A 16,277-nucleotide genomic window follows, 5' to 3' on the forward strand; every position below is an offset into this window, starting at 1 on the left:
CCCCATTCAGGAGACAGAATATGTCGACCGTTGCCGTTACCGACGATACCTTTGACGCCGAAGTCAAAAACTCTGATGTCCCCGTTGTGGTGGATTTCTGGGCCGAATGGTGTGGCCCCTGTAAACAAATCGGCCCCGCTCTGGAAGAACTGGCCAACGAATACGGCGGCAAAATCAAAATTGCCAAGGTAGACGTGGACAGCAACCCGAACGCCGCTGCCGCCATGGGTGTGCGTGGCATTCCTGCTCTGTTCATCTTCAAGGACGGTCAGGTTGTGTCGAACCGCGCCGGTGCGGCCCCCAAAGCCGCACTGCAAAGCTGGATCGACGAATCCATCTGATCCGATGTGATCGGTATTGAACAAGGGCGTCCGAATTCGGGCGCCCTTCTTTGTGACTGGCTCAATTGGGCCATCAATACAGGGAAAGCAAATGGCGAAAACACGGGTTCTGGTGGAATTCGGGATGGGAACATCCCTAAGGCGCGAGGATTATACCGAGGCTGCCCTGCGGGCGATCAAGGATGCGCTGTGGCATAACTCGGTGAACATGGCCGAGCTGTTCGGGTTTCCGAAAGAGGCGATGATCATCGACGCCGACGTGGGTGTGCAGCAGCCCGACAAGGTCGATACCGATATGCTGAAGGCGATCTTTCCGTACGGCCAGCCTAACATCACAGTAACGCAGGGTGGTCTGGATATCGATAAGCCCCATACCGATGGCCGCACTGTGATCGCCAACGCGGCGGTCATCGTCTCGTTCGATATGGAGCCCGCCCAATGACCGAGAAGCGTATTATTCTGGAAATGGGCACCGGCAACGATCTGTACGGTCAGGATTACACCAAAGCCGCCTGTCGCGCCGTGCAGGACGCGCTGCATCATTCGTCGATCACGCTGTTTTCCAAGCTTGGAATCGATCACACGGAGATGCGGGTTCGGGTGACCATCGCCGTTCAACAACCTGATGAGGTTGACTGTGACAAGGTCGCCGCCGATCTGCCAAGGGGCCGCGCCGAAGTGCGGGCCGTCAAGGGTGGGTTGGATGTTGTGGATGACGCCGCTGGCACGCGCCATGTCATCGCCACTGCCGCGATCGAGGCGTATTTGCCGGATCAGGCTGGTAAATACGTGCAAAGCTGACAAAGAAAAAGCCGCTCGGATACCCGGGCGGCTGCTTCAAATTCTGGTTCTGATTGCAGGATCAGATTTTTGCGATGTCCGCACGCACCAGACCGATGTCTTCCAGCTGTGCGTTGGTCAGACCCGACAGGATCTTGCGTGTCTTGCGGCTTTCGTTCCACTCAACAGCGGATTCGAAGACATTGATGAATGCATCCACTACGTGCAGGATGGTAGCTGCTCCGAGTGGGGCATGGATGTTTGCAGTTGTTGCCATGTTCCCAGTCCTTATATCTGAAACAGCCGACCCGTTGTCGGTTGTGAGCCTCATGTAGTCCCAAGCGCGAGGACTCACAATTGCTGGTCTGGTAACCCCGGTTTGCGTTTTGTGCATATCTTTTGGGCAGTTGTGCAACGGGTTGCGCCGATCCCGCGCCCGGCCCATATATAGCGACTGAGAATACGGAGGCTTTCATGGCGGACAGCGATTTTCCCGGATGGCACGGGACCACGATCATTGGTGTCAAAAAAGGCGGGCAAGTCGTTATTGCCGGGGACGGACAGGTCAGCCTGGGCCAGACCGTGATCAAGGGGACCGCGCGTAAAGTGCGTCGTCTGTCGCCGGGTGGGTTCGAAGTTGTCGCCGGGTTTGCCGGATCGACCGCTGACGCTTTTACGCTGCTGGAACGGCTTGAGGCGAAACTGGAAGCGACACCCGGTCAACTGGCCCGTGCCTCGGTCGAGCTGGCCAAGGACTGGCGCACCGACAAGTACCTGCAAAAGCTTGAGGCAATGCTGATCGTCACCGACGGCAAAGACCTGTTGGTTATCACCGGGGCGGGGGATGTGCTGGAACCCGAACACAACGTGGCCGCCATCGGATCGGGTGGAAACTTTGCCCTGGCCGCTGCGCGGGCAATGATGGGCGGCGATAAACCCGCCGAAGAGGTCGCACGCGAAGCCATGGCGATTGCCGCGGACATCTGCGTCTATACCAATGGCAATCTGACGGTTGAGGCGATCTAGGCCAACAGCGCCGAGATTTCTTTCCCCTTCCAGCGCCGGTACATGCCGACCAGCCCAAGCAGGGCGGTTGCTATGACGATGTAATAGGGCAGGCGGATGTCGATGCTCATCAATCCACCGCCGACCAGGGACATGACACCACCAGCAAGGCAGAAGACTGCTGTCGTGACGCCCATGACCCAACCCTGATCCGCTTCGCCAACGCTGGACGAAAACAGACCCAGCAGGGTCGGGTAGGCGACGCCAAAGAAGAAATAGAAGAAGAAGACCGGAACATAGCTCAGGACGCCGCTGGGGCTGAAGGCGAAGCCAAAACCGCAGATCACCATCACCACCAATGAGGTGTGGATGATGGAGTGTTTGCTGAACCTCTCTTGCGCTGGTTTCACAAGGAATGTGCTGGAAAACGCCAAAGCAAAGCCGATGACCACCATTGCCATACTGCCACCGATCACACCGTAGCCCCATGCGCTGGTCAGGAAATTATCGACGAATACATAGAACGTGACATTGGCAATCATGAACAGCGCATAGACGGGCAGGATTTTCAGAACCAACGGGTGTTCACGCACCGCGATCAGGCTGTCGGTGATATCGCGCGGGCGAAAGACAAACGCAGCCCGCTCGGTTCGGGTGTCCTTGAAGTAAACGCTCACCAGGAAGATGGCGATCATCACCAGAACAAACGCGCCGTAGAATGGCATCTTGAGCGTGGCATAGCTACCCAGTATCGCTGCGTCGGACAGAACAGCTCCGATAATCGGGCCGCCGACCAGACCAAAGCTTACGCCGGTGATGATATACCCCATATTGCGGTCACGGTCGGCGGCATCGGTACTGCCGTCGATCATCGCCGCTTGCGCAATGGGCTGATTACCCGCCGTAAAGCCGGTGATCGACCGACCAACGATCAGCAGAAGCAAACTGTTGAGGTAAAGTGCCGTGATGGTGATTGCATAACCGGCCAGCGCCCCACCTAAACACACCAACAAAGCATTCTTGCGCCCGATGGAGTCCGAGACCTTTGAGACATAGACCACACCCAAAAACCAGGACAGAAAGAAACACCCGATCACCAGCCCATAGTAGAAATGGCGCTGACCCATAGAAGTGCTTTCCGGCAAGAACCCGGATTTTGTTTCCATGATCAGAGAGTTGATGATGGGAAAGACCAGCCCTTGTCCGATCAGATCCACGAATACCACGAACAATAACGTAATCTTGGCAATCTTCGTCATGATACACACCTCGGAACTGGTCCTTTGAGGTAAGTGTAGCAGACAGGCGCAATGGCACCTAACGCCTTGTCAGAGGCCGGAAATTACCGGCCTCCGGGCGCAATTCGTCGTTGGGTTACGAAAGCGCTGCAACGCCCAGCGGAACGCCGGCGACGTCACACCAGATGTAAACTTCGTTATAGCCCGAGATATCCATAGTCGGCGGTACGGCATAAGACTGCTTGCCCTTCAGGTTCAGCAGCGCGCCCAGCTTCGAGTTCGGATCATAGGTGCCATCCTTGCCGAAGGCCACGCGCGGGTCCGGACCGTTATCCAGCGAAAAGTCATCACCCAGCTCAACGATATAGCGCTCACCGTCTTTGACCACTTTGACCGAACCGGTGGTGATATGTTTCGAGCGGCCCTCGAATGTGCCCTTTTTCTTGGCACCGCCGGCGGCAGCGACATTGGCACTGGCCAGAGTCAGAGCGGCGCCCGTTGCAGCGGCATTCAAAAAGAGCGAACGACGAGTCATCATGATGTGGGTCTCCATTTCAAAGTGCAGGCGAACTTGCCCGTCACCGCAGACTATGCGCAGCTATTTTCTGTCTGGCGATTCACATCACCACGATTTTCCGTGTGCAGACCGTGTGTTGGCGTGAGTTTTTCGTGATCAGCTTGTGTTTTTGTGGCTTATGCTTAGGTTCCGGAGCGAAACAATTGGATAGAACTCACATGACCGACCTGACCCCGCGCGAGATCGTCTCGGAACTGGACCGTTTCATCATCGGGCAGAAGGATGCAAAACGTGCAGTGGCCGTTGCGCTGCGCAACCGCTGGCGGCGCAAGCAGTTGGCTGACGACATTCGGGACGAGGTCTATCCGAAGAACATCCTGATGATCGGCCCCACCGGTGTCGGCAAGACCGAGATCAGTCGCCGTCTGGCCAAACTGGCCCGCGCGCCCTTCATCAAGGTTGAAGCCACCAAATTCACCGAAGTGGGCTATGTCGGTCGTGACGTGGAACAGATCGTGCGCGATCTGGCCGACGCCGCCATCCTGCAAACCCGCGAATACATGCGTGAGGATGTCAAAGCCAAGGCGCATCAGGCCGCCGAAGACCGCGTGATCGAAGCCATTGCAGGCACCGATGCACGCGAAGGCACACGCGAGATGTTCCGCAAAAAGCTGAAAGCGGGCGAGTTGGATGATACAGAGATCGAGTTGGAGCTGTCAGACTCGTCGAACCCGATGCCAATGTTCGATATTCCCGGCCAGCCCGGCAGCCAGATGGGTATGATGAATCTGGGCGACATATTCGGCAAGGCCTTTGGCGGGCGTACTGTGAAACGCAAGATGACCGTCGCCGATAGCTATGAAGCACTGATCGGGGAAGAGGCCGACAAGCTGCTGGATGATGAGATCGTTAACCGCATCGCGCTGGAATCCGTTGAACAGAACGGCATCGTGTTCCTGGATGAGATCGACAAGGTCTGCGCCCGCACTGACGCGCGGGGTGGCGATGTCAGCCGCGAAGGGGTACAGCGTGACCTGTTGCCTTTGATCGAAGGCACGACGGTATCCACCAAGCACGGCCCGGTCAAAACTGACCATATCCTGTTCATCGCGTCGGGTGCGTTCCACATCGCCAAACCGTCGGACCTGTTGCCGGAACTGCAGGGCCGCCTGCCGATCCGCGTGGAATTGCGCGCGCTGACCGAAGAAGACTTTGTGCGCATCCTGACCGAAACCGACAACGCGCTGACCCGTCAATACACCGCCCTGATGGGCACCGAAGAGGTCACGGTCAGCTTTACCGATGACGGAATCGCGGCCCTTGCGCGTATCGCGGCCGATGTGAACCAAAGCGTCGAAAACATCGGTGCGCGCCGTTTGTACACGGTGATGGAGCGCGTGTTCGAAGAGCTGTCCTTTACCGCGCCCGATCAGGCCGGAATCTCGATCACGGTTGATGCGCAATTCGTGGACGACAATCTGGGCGAATTGACCAAATCCACCGACCTCAGCCGTTACGTTTTGTAACATCGCCAGCCGGTTTTTGCCGCTTCGGCAGTGTAGTGCCGCTGGACGCCGGGCCAGAATGAGATAGCGTAGTCGCAACTCACCCAGAGGGCTGACCAGTGCTGCGCTATTTAATAATTCTGATTACATCCCTGACGCTAAGCGCCTGTGTTGATCGGACGGTAACCGAGATTGTTCCATCGGCCGCAACTGTCGGAACGCCTGAAAAGATATTCGCAGCCACGACGCGAGCGCGTGAAGCAGACGGAACTTATGGATTCAAGCGTGGGGAAGCGCTGAAGTTTTTGGAAACAACAGTGTCGATCCCGCCATCACACACGCCGGGAACATTGAAATTCTCTTATGCGAATCCGAACCCGAAAAAAGAATTTGTTCTTACAAATGTTACCGAACTGGGCGGGCCAAAGGGCTTACGCGAACATTTGCGCGGCGAAGACGATGTTACGATTTTTGTACACGGCTACAACTCGACCCAAACCGAGACGATTTTCCGCGCGGCTCAGCTGACCCATGACATTGGCCTTCCGGGATCTACTCTGGTCTATTCCTGGCCCAGCCGCGCGACCGGGTATGGATATGCCTATGATCTGGACAGCATGTTGTTTGCTCGCGACGGGTTGGAGCAGACAATCCGTGAACTGAAATCCATGGGTGTCAAACGCGTCATTCTAGTCGCGCATTCCATGGGGGGCGCATTGACGATGGAGATGATGCGCCAAACGGAACTGCAGGAACCGGGTTGGGCGAAAAGGAACCTCGAAGGGGTTGTGCTGATCTCGCCCGATCTGGATCTGGATCTGTTTCGCTCCCAGATGAGGCGGATCGACAATCCTCCCGACCCATTTATCGTGATGGTCTCGCAAAAGGACAAAATCCTGAACATTTCCGCCCGCCTGCGCGGCACGGATGAGGGTGTGCGGCTGGGAAACATCACCTCACTCGAGTCCCTCGAGGAGTTCCCGATCAACGTGATCGATACAACCGCGTTCAGCAGCGATGCGGAATCCTCGCATTTTGTGGCGGCGACTTCCCCGGCTCTGTTGTCGATCCTTAGTTCGTTGCGGCGCGTCAATAACACGTTCGGACGCGAAGACAGGCCCGGCATCGATATACTGGTGCCGCCCAGCGAGCGTAATCCAGACGGCGCCACGGAAATCGTTCTGACAGAAACAGGGCAGGCTCAGGTCACTACCCCGTGACGCAGTTTAGTTTGCGTGAATATTTTCGGGACAACGCGACCTGGTTGGGTGCGGGGGTCCTTTTGACCTTTCTGTCCAGCTTTGGGCAGACCTTCTTCATCTCGATCTTCGCTGGAAACATCCGCGCCGAATTTGGTCTTGGGCACGGCGCGTGGGGCGGTCTTTACTCTTTGGGCACCACCGTTTCGGCCATCGTTATGATCTGGGCCGGCGGGCTGACAGATGTTTTCCGCGTCCGTGTATTGGGACCCGCCGTTCTGGTCGGCCTGGCCGTGGCGGCATTGGCAATGGCCGTGAACAGCTGGCTTGTCCTGTTACCGCTGGTGGTCTTTTTGTTGCGCCTGTTCGGACAGGGGATGAGCGTCCATCTGGCACAGGTCGCCATGGCGCGATGGTTCATCGTTACACGTGGCAAAGCCCTGTCGATTGCATCGGTTGGCTACGCGATTGGTGAGGCGCTGCTGCCGCTGGCTTTCGTGGCCGCGATGGCGTTTCTGGACTGGCGATGGCTTTGGGTGTTGTCCGCAGTGGTCGTCCTGATGGGGATACCCGTTCTGACACGGCTTTTGCGTCAGGAGCGCACGCCGCAAAGTCTGGCGGATGCGTATTCAGCGACAGGGATGCAGGGTCGCCATTGGACCCGGAAAGACGCGCTGTTTCATCCGCTGTTCTGGTTCATGGCTCCAGCAATACTGGCCCCATCGGCCTTTATCACCGCGTTTTTCTTCCATCAGGTGCATCTGGCCCAGATCAAGGGCTGGCAGCATATCGAACTGGTCGCGCTGTTTCCGGTTTTCACCGGCGTTTCCTTGATTGGGATGTTTGCGGCCGGCTGGGCGCTGGACAAATGGGGCACCGCGAGGCTGATGCCTTTTTACCAAATCCCGATCGCAATTGGTTTTATGATCGCAGGAATGACAAACTCGATCGGAGGGGCCCTGATCGCAATGATCTTTCTGGGCCTGACGGTTGGAGCAAACAACACACTACCAAGCGCCTTCTGGGCAGAATTCTACGGCACCAGGCACATTGGGGCGATCAAGGCGATGGCCACAGCAGTTATGGTTTTGGGATCAGCGATCGGCCCCGGCCTGACCGGGATTTTGATCGACGCCGGTATACCGCTGAGCACACAGTTCCTGTGGATCGGAGGTGTTTTCATTCTTGTATGCCTGTCGGCTAAAATCGGAATTACGCGCGCTGTGCGCTCGCTTTAACGCGTTCGGCGCAAATAGACGTAGTAGGCCCCTTCGCCGCCGTGGCTGATATGGGCTGGGGTCACTTGCAAAACGGCCTGCGCAAGCGGCGGCAAGGCCAACCATTGCGGCACTTGGTTGCGCAATACACCGCGCGGCGTGGGGATAGGACCGGGTTCATCCCTGTCCTTTCCTTTTCCGGTGACAACCAGAACAAGGCGCTTACCTGACGCCTGGGCCGTCAGAATAAACCGGGTGAGCGCCGGATACGCAGTGTCCATGCGCATGCCATGCAGGTCCAGTTTCCCTTCAGGCCTGATCTTGCCGCGTTTCATACGGCCAAATGCCTTGGTGTCCATTTGCACCGGGCTGGTACGCAAATTTTCACTGATCGAAGGCTTTAACGCATTTCGCACGGGTTTACCGGGCGCGTTTTGTCCGACCTCGAATGCCTCAAACCGGGGTTTTGGGGGTTTGTTCGGCTTGGGTTTGGGCAGCGTGACCGGGTGGACCGATTGTGGAATTTCGGGATGCAGCCGCTCAGCCTGTTTGGCGACCTTGCGCCACAGCTCGATCTCATCTGCCGTCAGTTTGCGCCGGGACATCAGAATTCATCCGGTAGTAAGGCATAGGCCCGTTGGATCGGCAGCAACAGCACCATCCGCCCCGGATCCCTGAGGCGCCCGGCGGCCCTTCCGGCGTCATCACCTGTGCCAAAGAAGATATCCGCACGCTGCGCACCTTTGATGGCAGCACCGGTGTCCTGAGCAATCATCAACCTTCGCAACGGGCTCTTGCCGTCCTTTTCCACCCAGACAGGGGCGCCCAACGGCGTAAAAGCCGGATCAGCCGCAATGCTACGCATCGTGGTAACTGATCTGTTCATGGCACCCAACGGCCCAAGCTCAGGCGCAACGCGCGAAACTTCACGGAAGAACACGTAAGAAGGGTTGTGAAACAACAGTTCAACCCCGGCTTCAGGGTTCTTGCGAACCCAAGCGCGGATCATTTGGGCGCTGACCTCATGCGCGCCCAAGGCGCCCTGCCTGATCAGTTCGGCCCCGATGGATCGATAAGGGTGACCGTTTGCACCGCCATAGCCCACGCGCAGGGCACTGCCATCTGGCAGGCGCACACGTCCCGAACCCTGGATTTGCAAAAAGAACAGCTCGACCGGATCATCCACCCAGGCGATCTCAAGGCCACGGCCCTGCATTGCGTCTCCGGTCAGGATTTCGCGACGGCTGAGCCATGGTCCTTCGGCCCGCGCTTCGGGTGGCATTTTGTAGATTGGATACTTGAACCGGTTGGTCCGGGTTTTAGACCCATCCAGTTCCGGTTCGAAATAACCGGTGAAAAGGGCGTCGTCGCCGTCCTCGACCAGAACCGGGCGAAAGAATAACTCAAAGAACGACCGCGCCGCGTCTGCCTTGTATGTTCGGGCCACGTTGCATAGCGCTTGCCAGTCCGGATTATCCAGATCGCCGCAGGTGTTCAGAAATACCGAAAGGGCCGCCCCATGATCATCGGCAGCCCATCCATCCAGATCGTCAAAGGAAAGAATTGATCGCGTCGGTTCAGCGCTGGTGGCAGTGGTCATGACTGCCACCAGTAATAGCGACCGGAGCGCGCCAATCATGCGTCCGTGGCAACAAGCAGCCAGTTTGGATCATCAGCACCCATCACACGGGCAAAGGTCCAGCTGTCCTTTTGGCGTTTTACGGTGTTCGGGTTGCCTTCGATGATGTCGCCACCGCGGTCGCGTACGACCGAGGTCAGCTCGCCCACAAACCGCATCGTAATCTCGGCTTGGTTTGTGTCTTTGTCGAAGGTCACATCCGCCAGCGCGGTTTCGCGGACGCCGATAAACTCGGCCTCGATGGTCAGGCCCTGATCTTCACGGGCTGCCACAACTGAAACAAAAGTGTCGAACACCTCTTCGGACAGGAAGGGCTGAATTTCATCCAGATTCCCCTTTTCGAACCCCATGACGATCATCTCATAGGCACCGCGTGCGCCCTGCACAAATTCAGTGACCGAGAAGCTGGGCTCAACCCGCTTCATCGCGGCCAGTGTTTGCGCCTGTTCGCTGTCTTCGGCGACATGGTCTGTAATGTCATGATCCGGGCCGCCTTCGATCACCTCGAAGCCGCGACGCGACTTGTCCGCCTCGGGTTGCTGTTGAACAGGGGGTTTCTCAAAACCCTCACGTGTACCCAGCACGCTTTTTAGGCGCAGGATCAGGAAAACGGCAATTCCGGCCAGGACCAGCAACTGGATCATCGGTTCGTTCATTTCATCCTCTTTTCAGACCGCGGCTTTGTATACGCGGCCTCATGCCACTATGTAGGTGACAGATCGTGGCAAGTCCACAGCCCGGCCTAAGGGAAAGGATAAAGCAAATGTACTTGTTCTTGGCATTTTTATTGGTGCCGATCATCGAGATCGCCCTGTTCATACAGGTCGGCGGCCTGATCGGACTGTGGCCGACATTGGCGATCGTCGTTCTGACAGCCGTTATCGGCACCTTTTTGGTCAGGACACAAGGTCGCATGGCGCTGGTCAATTTGCAGCGATCCTTTTCTGAACTTGATGACCCGACAGAGCCGCTTGCCCACGGTGCCATGATCTTGTTGTCGGGTGTATTACTGCTAACGCCGGGGTTTTTTACCGATGCCGTTGGTTTTGCACTGCTTATTCCTGGTATTCGGGTGGCCGTGTTCAAATATCTGAAATCCAAGGCGACCATCACTCATTTCCAGATGGGCACCGGGGCACAATTTGGAACCGGTCCCACCCAGTTCGATCAGGATGACGTGATCGACGGTGAATTTACCGAAGTGCGCCCCCGTCAAAACCCTTCAAAGCCATCCAAATGGGTCGAAGGTCCGCCTCAGCATTGAGGTGCAGCGCCCAACTTGCTAAGCAGTGGCGAATTTCATTTTCGGAGTAGATCCATGGCTGACGAAAGCCCTGCAGAAAACACCGCGGCACAGACCGCCCCTCAGATCCAGATGCGTGTTCTGGGACAGTTCATTCGCGATATGTCTTTTGAAAACGTGATGGCACAAAAAGGCGTGTCTGGTGACGTTCAGCCCGAGATTGCTGTTCAGGTGAACCTGGACGCCAAAAAACGCCCGACCGAGCATCAGTTCGAAGTTGCCGTCAAACTGAACCTGACCTCCAAAGCCAAGGGCATGGAAGACGTTCTTTTCCTGTGCGAGCTGGATTATTGCGGTCTGTTCCACATCGAAGGCGTGGCCGAAGATCAGTTGCACCCGTTCCTGATGATCGAATGCCCGCGCATGCTGTTCCCGTTCCTGCGCCGCATCGTCAGTGACATCACCCGTGACGGTGGTTTCCCGCCAGTCAACCTGGACAACATCGACTTTGTTGCGCTGTACCGCAACGAGCTGATGCGCCGTCAGGCGGAAGCTGAGAAAACCGAAGCTTAATCGGTTGCACCCGCGCCGGGCAGGGGCTCAGGCGCGGGTCCACAGGGCGTTTTCGCCCAGCTTTTCCACAAATGTCTCATGTGCCGCGCGTTCTTCCGCGGTGATTTTCGACGCCAGCGGCGTCGGGCGCGCAGCGGGCCGCCAATCGTCCCCTCCGCCACCGGCAGAAGCCGCGCTGGTGGACAGGCCAAAGTCCGGCTGTCGCCCACCAATCAGTTCCAGATACACCTCGGCCAGAATTTCTGAATCGAGCAGCGCCCCATGCAAAACACGGTTCGTGTTGTCGATGTTGAACCGCCGGCACAACGCATCCAATGATGCAGGCGAACCCGGAAACCGTTTGCGCGCAATCGCCAGTGTGTCCAGCGCCTGATCCATCGGCAGCTGCGGCAAACCCATCCACCTGAGTTCCGCATTCAGGAATTTCATATCGAACGAGGCGTTGTGGATCACCAGTTTGGAATCCTGAATGAAATCAAGGAACCCCTGACCAACCTTGGCAAAAACCGGCTTGTCTTTCAGCGTGACCTCGCCCTTTTCCGGCGGGCGCGGAGTGTCCAGCAGGTCGGGGCCGATACCGTGCACACCAAATGCCTCTTCGGGCATCGAACGCTCGGGGTTGATGTAAACGTGATAAGTCTCACCTGTGGCCATATGGTTCCACAGTTCGACTGCGCCGATTTCTACGATCCGGTCGCCGCTTTCGGGATCAAACCCCGTGGTTTCGGTATCGAGTACAATCTCACGCATTAGCCATCCCCGCCCGTATCTGTCTGACAACATCCTGCACCTGCGCACGGGCGTGGTCCAGCGTGTCCGTCACGATCACAAAGTCCGACCGCGCGCATTTTTCATCATTGGGCATCTGCTTGGCGCGGATTTGTTCGAATTGCTCTTCGGTCATCGTTCCGCGCTCCATCACACGTCGCTTTTGCTCGTCGGCCGGGACCTGAACACAAGCAACCGCATCCATCGCCGCATTGCCGCCTGTTTCAAACAACAAAGGGATGTCGAAAACCAGAATGTCCGCCGTGGCGCTATCCCGAAAACCCACCCGGTCGGCGGCCACCAAAGGGTGAACGATGCCTTCGATCACTTTCAATGTTGTTGGGTCCGCGGAAATAGTTTGTTTCAAGGCATCCCGGCTGACCGCGCCATCAACAATTGCCTCAGGAAAGGCAGCGCGCATCGGTTCTACCGCAGCGCCGCCCGCTGAATACAGCCGATGCACAGCCGCATCCGCATCCCAAAGCGCACAGCCTTCATCCACGAACATTTGCGCCGTCGTGCTTTTGCCCATTCCGATCGAGCCCGTCAGGCCAAGAGCAAAGCTCATTCCAGCACCGTGGCGCGCAACTCATCCGTTACCTCGGGTCGTTTTCCAAACCAACGCTCAAAGCCCGGAACCGCCTGGTGCAGCAACATGCCCAGACCGTCAACTGTTGTGCACCCGGCCTCTTCGGCCGCTTGCAGAAGCTTGGTTTTCAGAGGGGCGTAGACAAGGTCGGTAACCACAGCACCCGGTTGCAAACCATCCAACGGCACACGCAATTCGGGCTGTCCCTGCATACCCAGAGATGTTGTGTTCACCACCAGCTCCGCATTTTCGATCACATTGCCGGCCTTGACCCAATCAATCACTGTAATGCGCGGCCCAAACTCTGCTTTCAATTGGTCGGCCCGGGCACGCGTGCGGTTGGTCAGCATGATCTCGGGCACTCCGGCATCCACCAGTGCCTGCAAAACGGCGCGCGCAGCCCCGCCCGCGCCGAAGACCACGGCCGGCCCATCCTGTGGGTTCCAGTCGGGCGCCCCTGCAAGCAGGTTTTCCATAAATCCGTAGCCATCGGTGTTGTCTGCGTGGATCGAGCCATCAGGCAGAAAGACAAGTGTATTTGCCGCACCAATCTTTGCCGCCCGATCCGACACGTGATCCGCAACCTGCAAGGCGGCTTCTTTATGGGGGACGGTTACATTTGCACCGACATACCCGGCTTTGGGCAGGGTCCGCAGAACACTCTCCAAATCCTCGGGTGCGACATCCATAGGGACATAGTGCCCGGGCAGCCCATAGGTCTTTAGCCAATGTCCATGCAGTTTAGGGGATTTTGAATGTCCAATAGGATGCCCAATCACGCCGGCCAATGGAATTTGGTTATCCGTCATTGATCAATCATCCCTTTCACAGCCAGAAAATTCAGCAACTCCAACAGGGGCATACCCAAAACATTAAAATAGTCGCCGTCAATGGTCGCGAAAAGGCGCACGCCTTCTTCCTCAAGCTTATAAGCCCCGACCGCATGGCGAATACTGTCCCAGTTGCGGTCTATGTAGTCGCGTAGATAGGCATCCGAACTCATCCGCATGCGCAGACGCACTTGACCAACATGGCGCCAGATGGGTTCACCATTCTGATAGATCACGGCCGCGGACAACAGCATATGCCGCTTTCCCCGCATTGCCTTCAACTGCGCAAGCGCGTCTTGGGGCGTTTCTGGTTTCGACAAAAGCTGGCCATCGAAGTCCAGCACCTGATCACAGCCCAGAACCATCGCGCCCGGGTTCTTGTCACTAACCTTGCGGGCCTTCATTTCTGCCAAAGTGTCTGCGATATCCCGAGGGGGCGCATCCTCGGCCAGCAAGGCGCGCTTGGCTGTATCTTCGTCAACGCGCGCGGTTTCCACTGCGAACGGCACGCCCGCATTGCGCAAAAGCTGCGCGCGGATAGATGACCCCGAGGCAAGGATGATGGGGACAGACATGTGGAAAACCCCCTTAGCAAATCGTTGAGCGTTCTAGGATGGTTTGTATGGTTTTCCGGTTGACACGCAACCCCGGGAATTTCGCCTAAAACTTCCTTGAGTCGTTCGAAGACCGTCCTTTTGGGACAAGGATAACTTTGCTGCACGGGAAAACTGGGATTTCCTGTCTTACCCAACGAGTTATCCCCAGACAAGCTTGAGTGGTATCGGACTAATATACTGAAATTAAATAATAAAAACTGAAATCAACAGAATCACCTATTTACGGCACAATTCTATCCACCTGGGGAAAACACATGCGTAAAAAAGTAATCCACGGAATTTACTCACCCTACAAAACCATCATCCTTTTTCTTTTCCTATTTTTTTATTAGGGAGGGTTCCAACCAAAGTCCGGAGCCAGAATGACCGATCTTCTTTTCACGATTTACCCGTGGGTGAAGTCATTGCACATCATGGCTGTGATTTCATGGATGGCAGGTTTGTTCTATTTGCCCAGACTATACGTCTATCACGTTGAGAAAGCCCAACACGTCGAAGGCGCAGAAACCATCTTCTTTGAGATGGAAGAGAAACTGCTGCGTGTGATCATGCGCCCTGCAATGTATGTTGCGTGGCTTTGCGGGCTGATCATGGTTTTCACGCCCGGCATCGTGGGGTGGGATTGGTCCTGGCCCTGGATCAAGGGTGCTGCCGTAATTGGCATGACCTGGTTCCATCATTGGCTGATGGCGAGACGTAAGGATTTCTTGGAAGGCCGAAACAAGCTTACTGGACGGCAATTTCGCATGATGAACGAGGTTCCGACCGTTCTGATGATTATCATCGTTCTGGCGGCCGTTGTGAAGTTCTGAGGGCCTGTTTGACTCCGAGGGCAGTCGCGCTTATGTAGGGATCAACACGCCCGTCCGGGCGGCGTATCTTCCGTACTGAAATTCCACTTCGTGCCGCAATGTCAGCGGCGAAGGTATATATCATGTCCACTGAATCCCTGAATCTGGCCGACCTGAAGGCCAAAAGCCCCAAAGACCTTCTGGCGATGGCCGAAGAGCTGGAGATCGAAAACGCCTCGACCATGCGAAAAGGCGAGATGATGTTCCAGATTCTGCGCGAACGCGCGGATGAAGGCTGGACCGTTGGCGGCGACGGCGTGCTGGAAGTGCTGCAAGACGGCTTCGGCTTTCTGCGCTCGCCCGAGGCAAACTATTTGCCAGGTCCGGATGATATCTATGTCTCGCCCGACATGATCCGCCAGCATGCCTTGCGCACCGGTGATACGGTCGAAGGGGATATCAAAGCGCCTGATGATAATGAGCGTTACTTTGCGCTGATCAAGGTCACCAAGATCAACTTTGAAGAACCGGAAAAAGCCAGACACAAGATCGCGTTTGACAACCTGACGCCGCTCTATCCCGATGAACGCCTGAAGATGGAGATCGAGGATCCCACCATCAAGGACAAGTCGGCGCGTGTGATCGATCTGGTGGCCCCGATCGGTAAAGGCCAGCGATCGCTGATTGTGGCGCCGCCGCGGACCGGTAAGACAGTGATCCTGCAGAACATCGCGCATTCGATCGAACAGAACCACCCAGAGTGCTATCTGATCGTTCTGCTGATCGACGAGCGCCCCGAAGAGGTGACCGACATGCAGCGTTCGGTGAAGGGTGAAGTTGTGTCTTCAACCTTCGACGAACCCGCAACGCGCCACGTGGCTGTGTCTGAGATGGTGATCGAAAAAGCCAAGCGTTTGGTCGAACATAAACGAGATGTTGTTATTCTTCTTGACTCGATCACAAGACTTGGTAGGGCCTTCAACACTGTGGTGCCATCATCGGGTAAAGTTCTGACCGGTGGTGTGGACGCGAATGCTCTGCAACGGCCCAAGCGGTTCTTTGGTGCCGCGCGGAATATCGAAGAGGGTGGTTCGCTGACCATCATCGCCACCGCGTTGATCGACACCGGCAGTCGGATGGACGAAGTTATCTTCGAAGAATTCAAAGGCACCGGTAACTCAGAAATCGTTCTGGATCGCAAGATCGCAGATAAGCGCGTGTTCCCGGCCATCGACATCCTAAAATCCGGCACCCGGAAAGAGGATCTGCTGGTCGACAAGGGCGATCTGGCCAAGACATTCGTCTTGCGTCGTATCCTCAACCCGATGGGCACAACCGACGCGGTCGAGTTCCTGTTGTCCAAGTTGAAACAGACCAAGACGAACGGTGAGTTCTTCGATTCGATGAACACCTGACACAGGTCTT

Annotated in this window: 21 protein-coding genes; 11 read left to right on the top strand and 10 right to left on the bottom strand. The window is 56.5% G+C overall.

Annotated elements, in window-relative coordinates:
• Positions 1–20 precede the first annotated feature (20 nt).
• The 3 genes from trxA to AC2FGC_RS09900 all read left to right on the top strand — a co-directional run bounded on the left by trxA (position 21) and on the right by AC2FGC_RS09900 (position 1,142).
• Positions 21–341, top strand: a complete 321-nt coding sequence (trxA, locus tag AC2FGC_RS09890) for a thioredoxin (RefSeq protein WP_058275159.1) — start codon at positions 21–23, stop codon at positions 339–341.
• A 91-nt stretch (positions 342–432) separates the two neighbouring features.
• Positions 433–783, top strand: a complete 351-nt coding sequence (locus AC2FGC_RS09895; RefSeq protein ID WP_496726296.1) for a Lin0512 family protein — start codon at positions 433–435, stop codon at positions 781–783.
• Positions 780–1,142: a Lin0512 family protein gene (locus tag AC2FGC_RS09900; protein ID WP_496726295.1), complete on the top strand. Its 363-nt coding sequence runs from the start codon at positions 780–782 to the stop codon at positions 1,140–1,142. The genes AC2FGC_RS09895 and AC2FGC_RS09900 overlap by 4 nt, the downstream gene beginning before the upstream one ends.
• A gap of 61 nt (positions 1,143–1,203) precedes the next feature.
• On the opposite strand, the gene AC2FGC_RS09905 is transcribed toward AC2FGC_RS09900, so the two are convergent.
• Positions 1,204–1,398, bottom strand: a complete 195-nt coding sequence (locus tag AC2FGC_RS09905) for a DUF1127 domain-containing protein (RefSeq protein WP_109313874.1) — start codon at positions 1,396–1,398, stop codon at positions 1,204–1,206.
• 197 nt (positions 1,399–1,595) lie between these two features.
• On the opposite strand from AC2FGC_RS09905, the gene hslV reads away from it, so the two are divergent.
• Positions 1,596–2,147, top strand: a complete 552-nt coding sequence (hslV, locus tag AC2FGC_RS09910; RefSeq protein WP_496726294.1) for an ATP-dependent protease subunit HslV — start codon at positions 1,596–1,598, stop codon at positions 2,145–2,147.
• On the opposite strand, the gene AC2FGC_RS09915 is transcribed toward hslV, so the two are convergent.
• Together AC2FGC_RS09915 and AC2FGC_RS09920 are read right to left on the bottom strand one after the other, a co-directional pair.
• A complete protein-coding gene (locus AC2FGC_RS09915; protein WP_109313825.1) occupies positions 2,144–3,385 on the bottom strand; it encodes an MFS transporter in 1,242 nt (413 codons plus the stop codon). The genes hslV and AC2FGC_RS09915 overlap by 4 nt on opposite strands.
• Before the next feature lie 115 nt (positions 3,386–3,500).
• Positions 3,501–3,902: a DM13 domain-containing protein gene (locus tag AC2FGC_RS09920; RefSeq protein WP_058279372.1), complete on the bottom strand. Its 402-nt coding sequence runs from the start codon at positions 3,900–3,902 to the stop codon at positions 3,501–3,503.
• A 197-nt stretch (positions 3,903–4,099) separates the two neighbouring features.
• On the opposite strand from AC2FGC_RS09920, the gene hslU reads away from it, so the two are divergent.
• The 3 genes from hslU (at position 4,100) to AC2FGC_RS09935 (ending at position 7,823) form a co-directional block, all read left to right on the top strand.
• Positions 4,100–5,407: an ATP-dependent protease ATPase subunit HslU gene (gene hslU / locus AC2FGC_RS09925; protein WP_496726293.1), complete on the top strand. Its 1,308-nt coding sequence runs from the start codon at positions 4,100–4,102 to the stop codon at positions 5,405–5,407.
• Positions 5,408–5,505: 98 nt separating this feature from the next.
• Positions 5,506–6,606, top strand: a complete 1,101-nt coding sequence (locus AC2FGC_RS09930; RefSeq protein ID WP_496726292.1) for an alpha/beta hydrolase — start codon at positions 5,506–5,508, stop codon at positions 6,604–6,606.
• Entirely contained in the window at positions 6,603–7,823 is a 1,221-nt protein-coding gene (locus tag AC2FGC_RS09935) for an MFS transporter (RefSeq protein ID WP_496726291.1), read from the top strand. Before AC2FGC_RS09930 ends, AC2FGC_RS09935 begins: the two co-directional genes overlap by 4 nt.
• Here AC2FGC_RS09935 and AC2FGC_RS09940 read toward each other — a convergent pair.
• Genes AC2FGC_RS09940 through AC2FGC_RS09950 form a run of 3 tightly spaced genes read right to left on the bottom strand, consistent with a single transcriptional unit; the run spans position 7,820 to position 10,097 of the window.
• Positions 7,820–8,407 carry a Smr/MutS family protein gene (locus AC2FGC_RS09940; protein WP_496726290.1) on the bottom strand — a complete coding sequence of 196 codons (588 nt, stop codon included), beginning with the start codon at positions 8,405–8,407 and terminating at the stop codon, positions 7,820–7,822. The genes AC2FGC_RS09935 and AC2FGC_RS09940 overlap by 4 nt on opposite strands.
• Positions 8,407–9,441 (bottom strand): murein transglycosylase A, encoded by a 1,035-nt coding sequence (gene mltA / locus AC2FGC_RS09945; protein WP_496782216.1) that lies wholly within the window; start codon positions 9,439–9,441, stop codon positions 8,407–8,409. Before mltA ends, AC2FGC_RS09940 begins: the two co-directional genes overlap by 1 nt.
• Positions 9,438–10,097, bottom strand: coding sequence for a Tim44/TimA family putative adaptor protein (locus AC2FGC_RS09950; RefSeq protein ID WP_496766034.1), 660 nt, complete (start codon positions 10,095–10,097; stop codon positions 9,438–9,440). Before AC2FGC_RS09950 ends, mltA begins: the two co-directional genes overlap by 4 nt.
• A 107-nt stretch (positions 10,098–10,204) precedes the next feature.
• Between AC2FGC_RS09950 and AC2FGC_RS09955 the strand changes: the two genes are divergently transcribed.
• Together AC2FGC_RS09955 and secB are read left to right on the top strand one after the other, a co-directional pair.
• Positions 10,205–10,705, top strand: coding sequence for an FxsA family protein (locus AC2FGC_RS09955; protein ID WP_496782219.1), 501 nt, complete (start codon positions 10,205–10,207; stop codon positions 10,703–10,705).
• 54 nt (positions 10,706–10,759) lie between these two features.
• Complete coding sequence (secB, locus tag AC2FGC_RS09960; protein WP_496776972.1) at positions 10,760–11,257, top strand: protein-export chaperone SecB; 498 nt, start codon at positions 10,760–10,762, stop codon at positions 11,255–11,257.
• A gap of 27 nt (positions 11,258–11,284) precedes the next feature.
• Here the strand turns inward: secB and dnaQ are convergent, their stop codons facing one another.
• The 4 genes from dnaQ to AC2FGC_RS09980 are packed head-to-tail and all read right to left on the bottom strand — an operon-like array spanning position 11,285 to position 14,019.
• The gene (gene dnaQ / locus AC2FGC_RS09965; RefSeq protein ID WP_496726288.1) at positions 11,285–12,007 is read right to left on the bottom strand and encodes a DNA polymerase III subunit epsilon; all 723 of its coding nucleotides are present in this window, start codon (positions 12,005–12,007) and stop codon (positions 11,285–11,287) included.
• On the bottom strand, positions 12,000–12,593 hold the full coding sequence (coaE, locus tag AC2FGC_RS09970; RefSeq protein ID WP_496726287.1) for a dephospho-CoA kinase: 594 nt from the start codon (positions 12,591–12,593) through the stop codon (positions 12,000–12,002). The genes dnaQ and coaE overlap by 8 nt, the downstream gene beginning before the upstream one ends.
• The gene (locus AC2FGC_RS09975; protein ID WP_496726286.1) at positions 12,590–13,423 is read right to left on the bottom strand and encodes a shikimate dehydrogenase; all 834 of its coding nucleotides are present in this window, start codon (positions 13,421–13,423) and stop codon (positions 12,590–12,592) included. The genes coaE and AC2FGC_RS09975 overlap by 4 nt, the downstream gene beginning before the upstream one ends.
• Complete coding sequence (locus AC2FGC_RS09980) at positions 13,420–14,019, bottom strand: Maf family protein (protein ID WP_496726285.1); 600 nt, start codon at positions 14,017–14,019, stop codon at positions 13,420–13,422. The genes AC2FGC_RS09975 and AC2FGC_RS09980 overlap by 4 nt, the downstream gene beginning before the upstream one ends.
• A 404-nt stretch (positions 14,020–14,423) precedes the next feature.
• Between AC2FGC_RS09980 and AC2FGC_RS09985 the strand changes: the two genes are divergently transcribed.
• Both AC2FGC_RS09985 and rho read left to right on the top strand, forming a co-directional pair.
• Entirely contained in the window at positions 14,424–14,873 is a 450-nt protein-coding gene (locus AC2FGC_RS09985; protein ID WP_496726284.1) for a CopD family protein, read from the top strand.
• A gap of 122 nt (positions 14,874–14,995) precedes the next feature.
• Positions 14,996–16,267: a transcription termination factor Rho gene (gene rho / locus AC2FGC_RS09990; protein WP_496726283.1), complete on the top strand. Its 1,272-nt coding sequence runs from the start codon at positions 14,996–14,998 to the stop codon at positions 16,265–16,267.
• The last annotated feature ends 10 nt before the right edge of the window (positions 16,268–16,277 follow it).

Source organism: Ruegeria sp. CDSC054, from assembly GCF_059610645.1.

Coding starts and splice junctions, on each gene's coding strand:
- rho (WP_496726283.1), top strand. CDS start 14,996: ATGTCCACTGAATCCCTGAATCTGGCCGACCTGAAGGCCAAAAGCCCC.
- AC2FGC_RS09940 (WP_496726290.1), bottom strand. CDS start 8,407: ATGTCCCGGCGCAAACTGACGGCAGATGAGATCGAGCTGTGGCGCAAG.
- AC2FGC_RS09985 (WP_496726284.1), top strand. CDS start 14,424: ATGACCGATCTTCTTTTCACGATTTACCCGTGGGTGAAGTCATTGCAC.
- coaE (WP_496726287.1), bottom strand. CDS start 12,593: ATGAGCTTTGCTCTTGGCCTGACGGGCTCGATCGGAATGGGCAAAAGC.
- AC2FGC_RS09980 (WP_496726285.1), bottom strand. CDS start 14,019: ATGTCTGTCCCCATCATCCTTGCCTCGGGGTCATCTATCCGCGCGCAG.
- hslU (WP_496726293.1), top strand. CDS start 4,100: ATGACCGACCTGACCCCGCGCGAGATCGTCTCGGAACTGGACCGTTTC.
- AC2FGC_RS09895 (WP_496726296.1), top strand. CDS start 433: ATGGCGAAAACACGGGTTCTGGTGGAATTCGGGATGGGAACATCCCTA.
- mltA (WP_496782216.1), bottom strand. CDS start 9,441: ATGATTGGCGCGCTCCGGTCGCTATTACTGGTGGCAGTCATGACCACT.
- AC2FGC_RS09900 (WP_496726295.1), top strand. CDS start 780: ATGACCGAGAAGCGTATTATTCTGGAAATGGGCACCGGCAACGATCTG.
- AC2FGC_RS09950 (WP_496766034.1), bottom strand. CDS start 10,097: ATGAACGAACCGATGATCCAGTTGCTGGTCCTGGCCGGAATTGCCGTT.
- trxA (WP_058275159.1), top strand. CDS start 21: ATGTCGACCGTTGCCGTTACCGACGATACCTTTGACGCCGAAGTCAAA.
- dnaQ (WP_496726288.1), bottom strand. CDS start 12,007: ATGCGTGAGATTGTACTCGATACCGAAACCACGGGGTTTGATCCCGAA.
- AC2FGC_RS09955 (WP_496782219.1), top strand. CDS start 10,205: ATGTACTTGTTCTTGGCATTTTTATTGGTGCCGATCATCGAGATCGCC.
- hslV (WP_496726294.1), top strand. CDS start 1,596: ATGGCGGACAGCGATTTTCCCGGATGGCACGGGACCACGATCATTGGT.
- AC2FGC_RS09920 (WP_058279372.1), bottom strand. CDS start 3,902: ATGATGACTCGTCGTTCGCTCTTTTTGAATGCCGCTGCAACGGGCGCC.
- AC2FGC_RS09975 (WP_496726286.1), bottom strand. CDS start 13,423: ATGACGGATAACCAAATTCCATTGGCCGGCGTGATTGGGCATCCTATT.
- secB (WP_496776972.1), top strand. CDS start 10,760: ATGGCTGACGAAAGCCCTGCAGAAAACACCGCGGCACAGACCGCCCCT.
- AC2FGC_RS09905 (WP_109313874.1), bottom strand. CDS start 1,398: ATGGCAACAACTGCAAACATCCATGCCCCACTCGGAGCAGCTACCATC.
- AC2FGC_RS09915 (WP_109313825.1), bottom strand. CDS start 3,385: ATGACGAAGATTGCCAAGATTACGTTATTGTTCGTGGTATTCGTGGAT.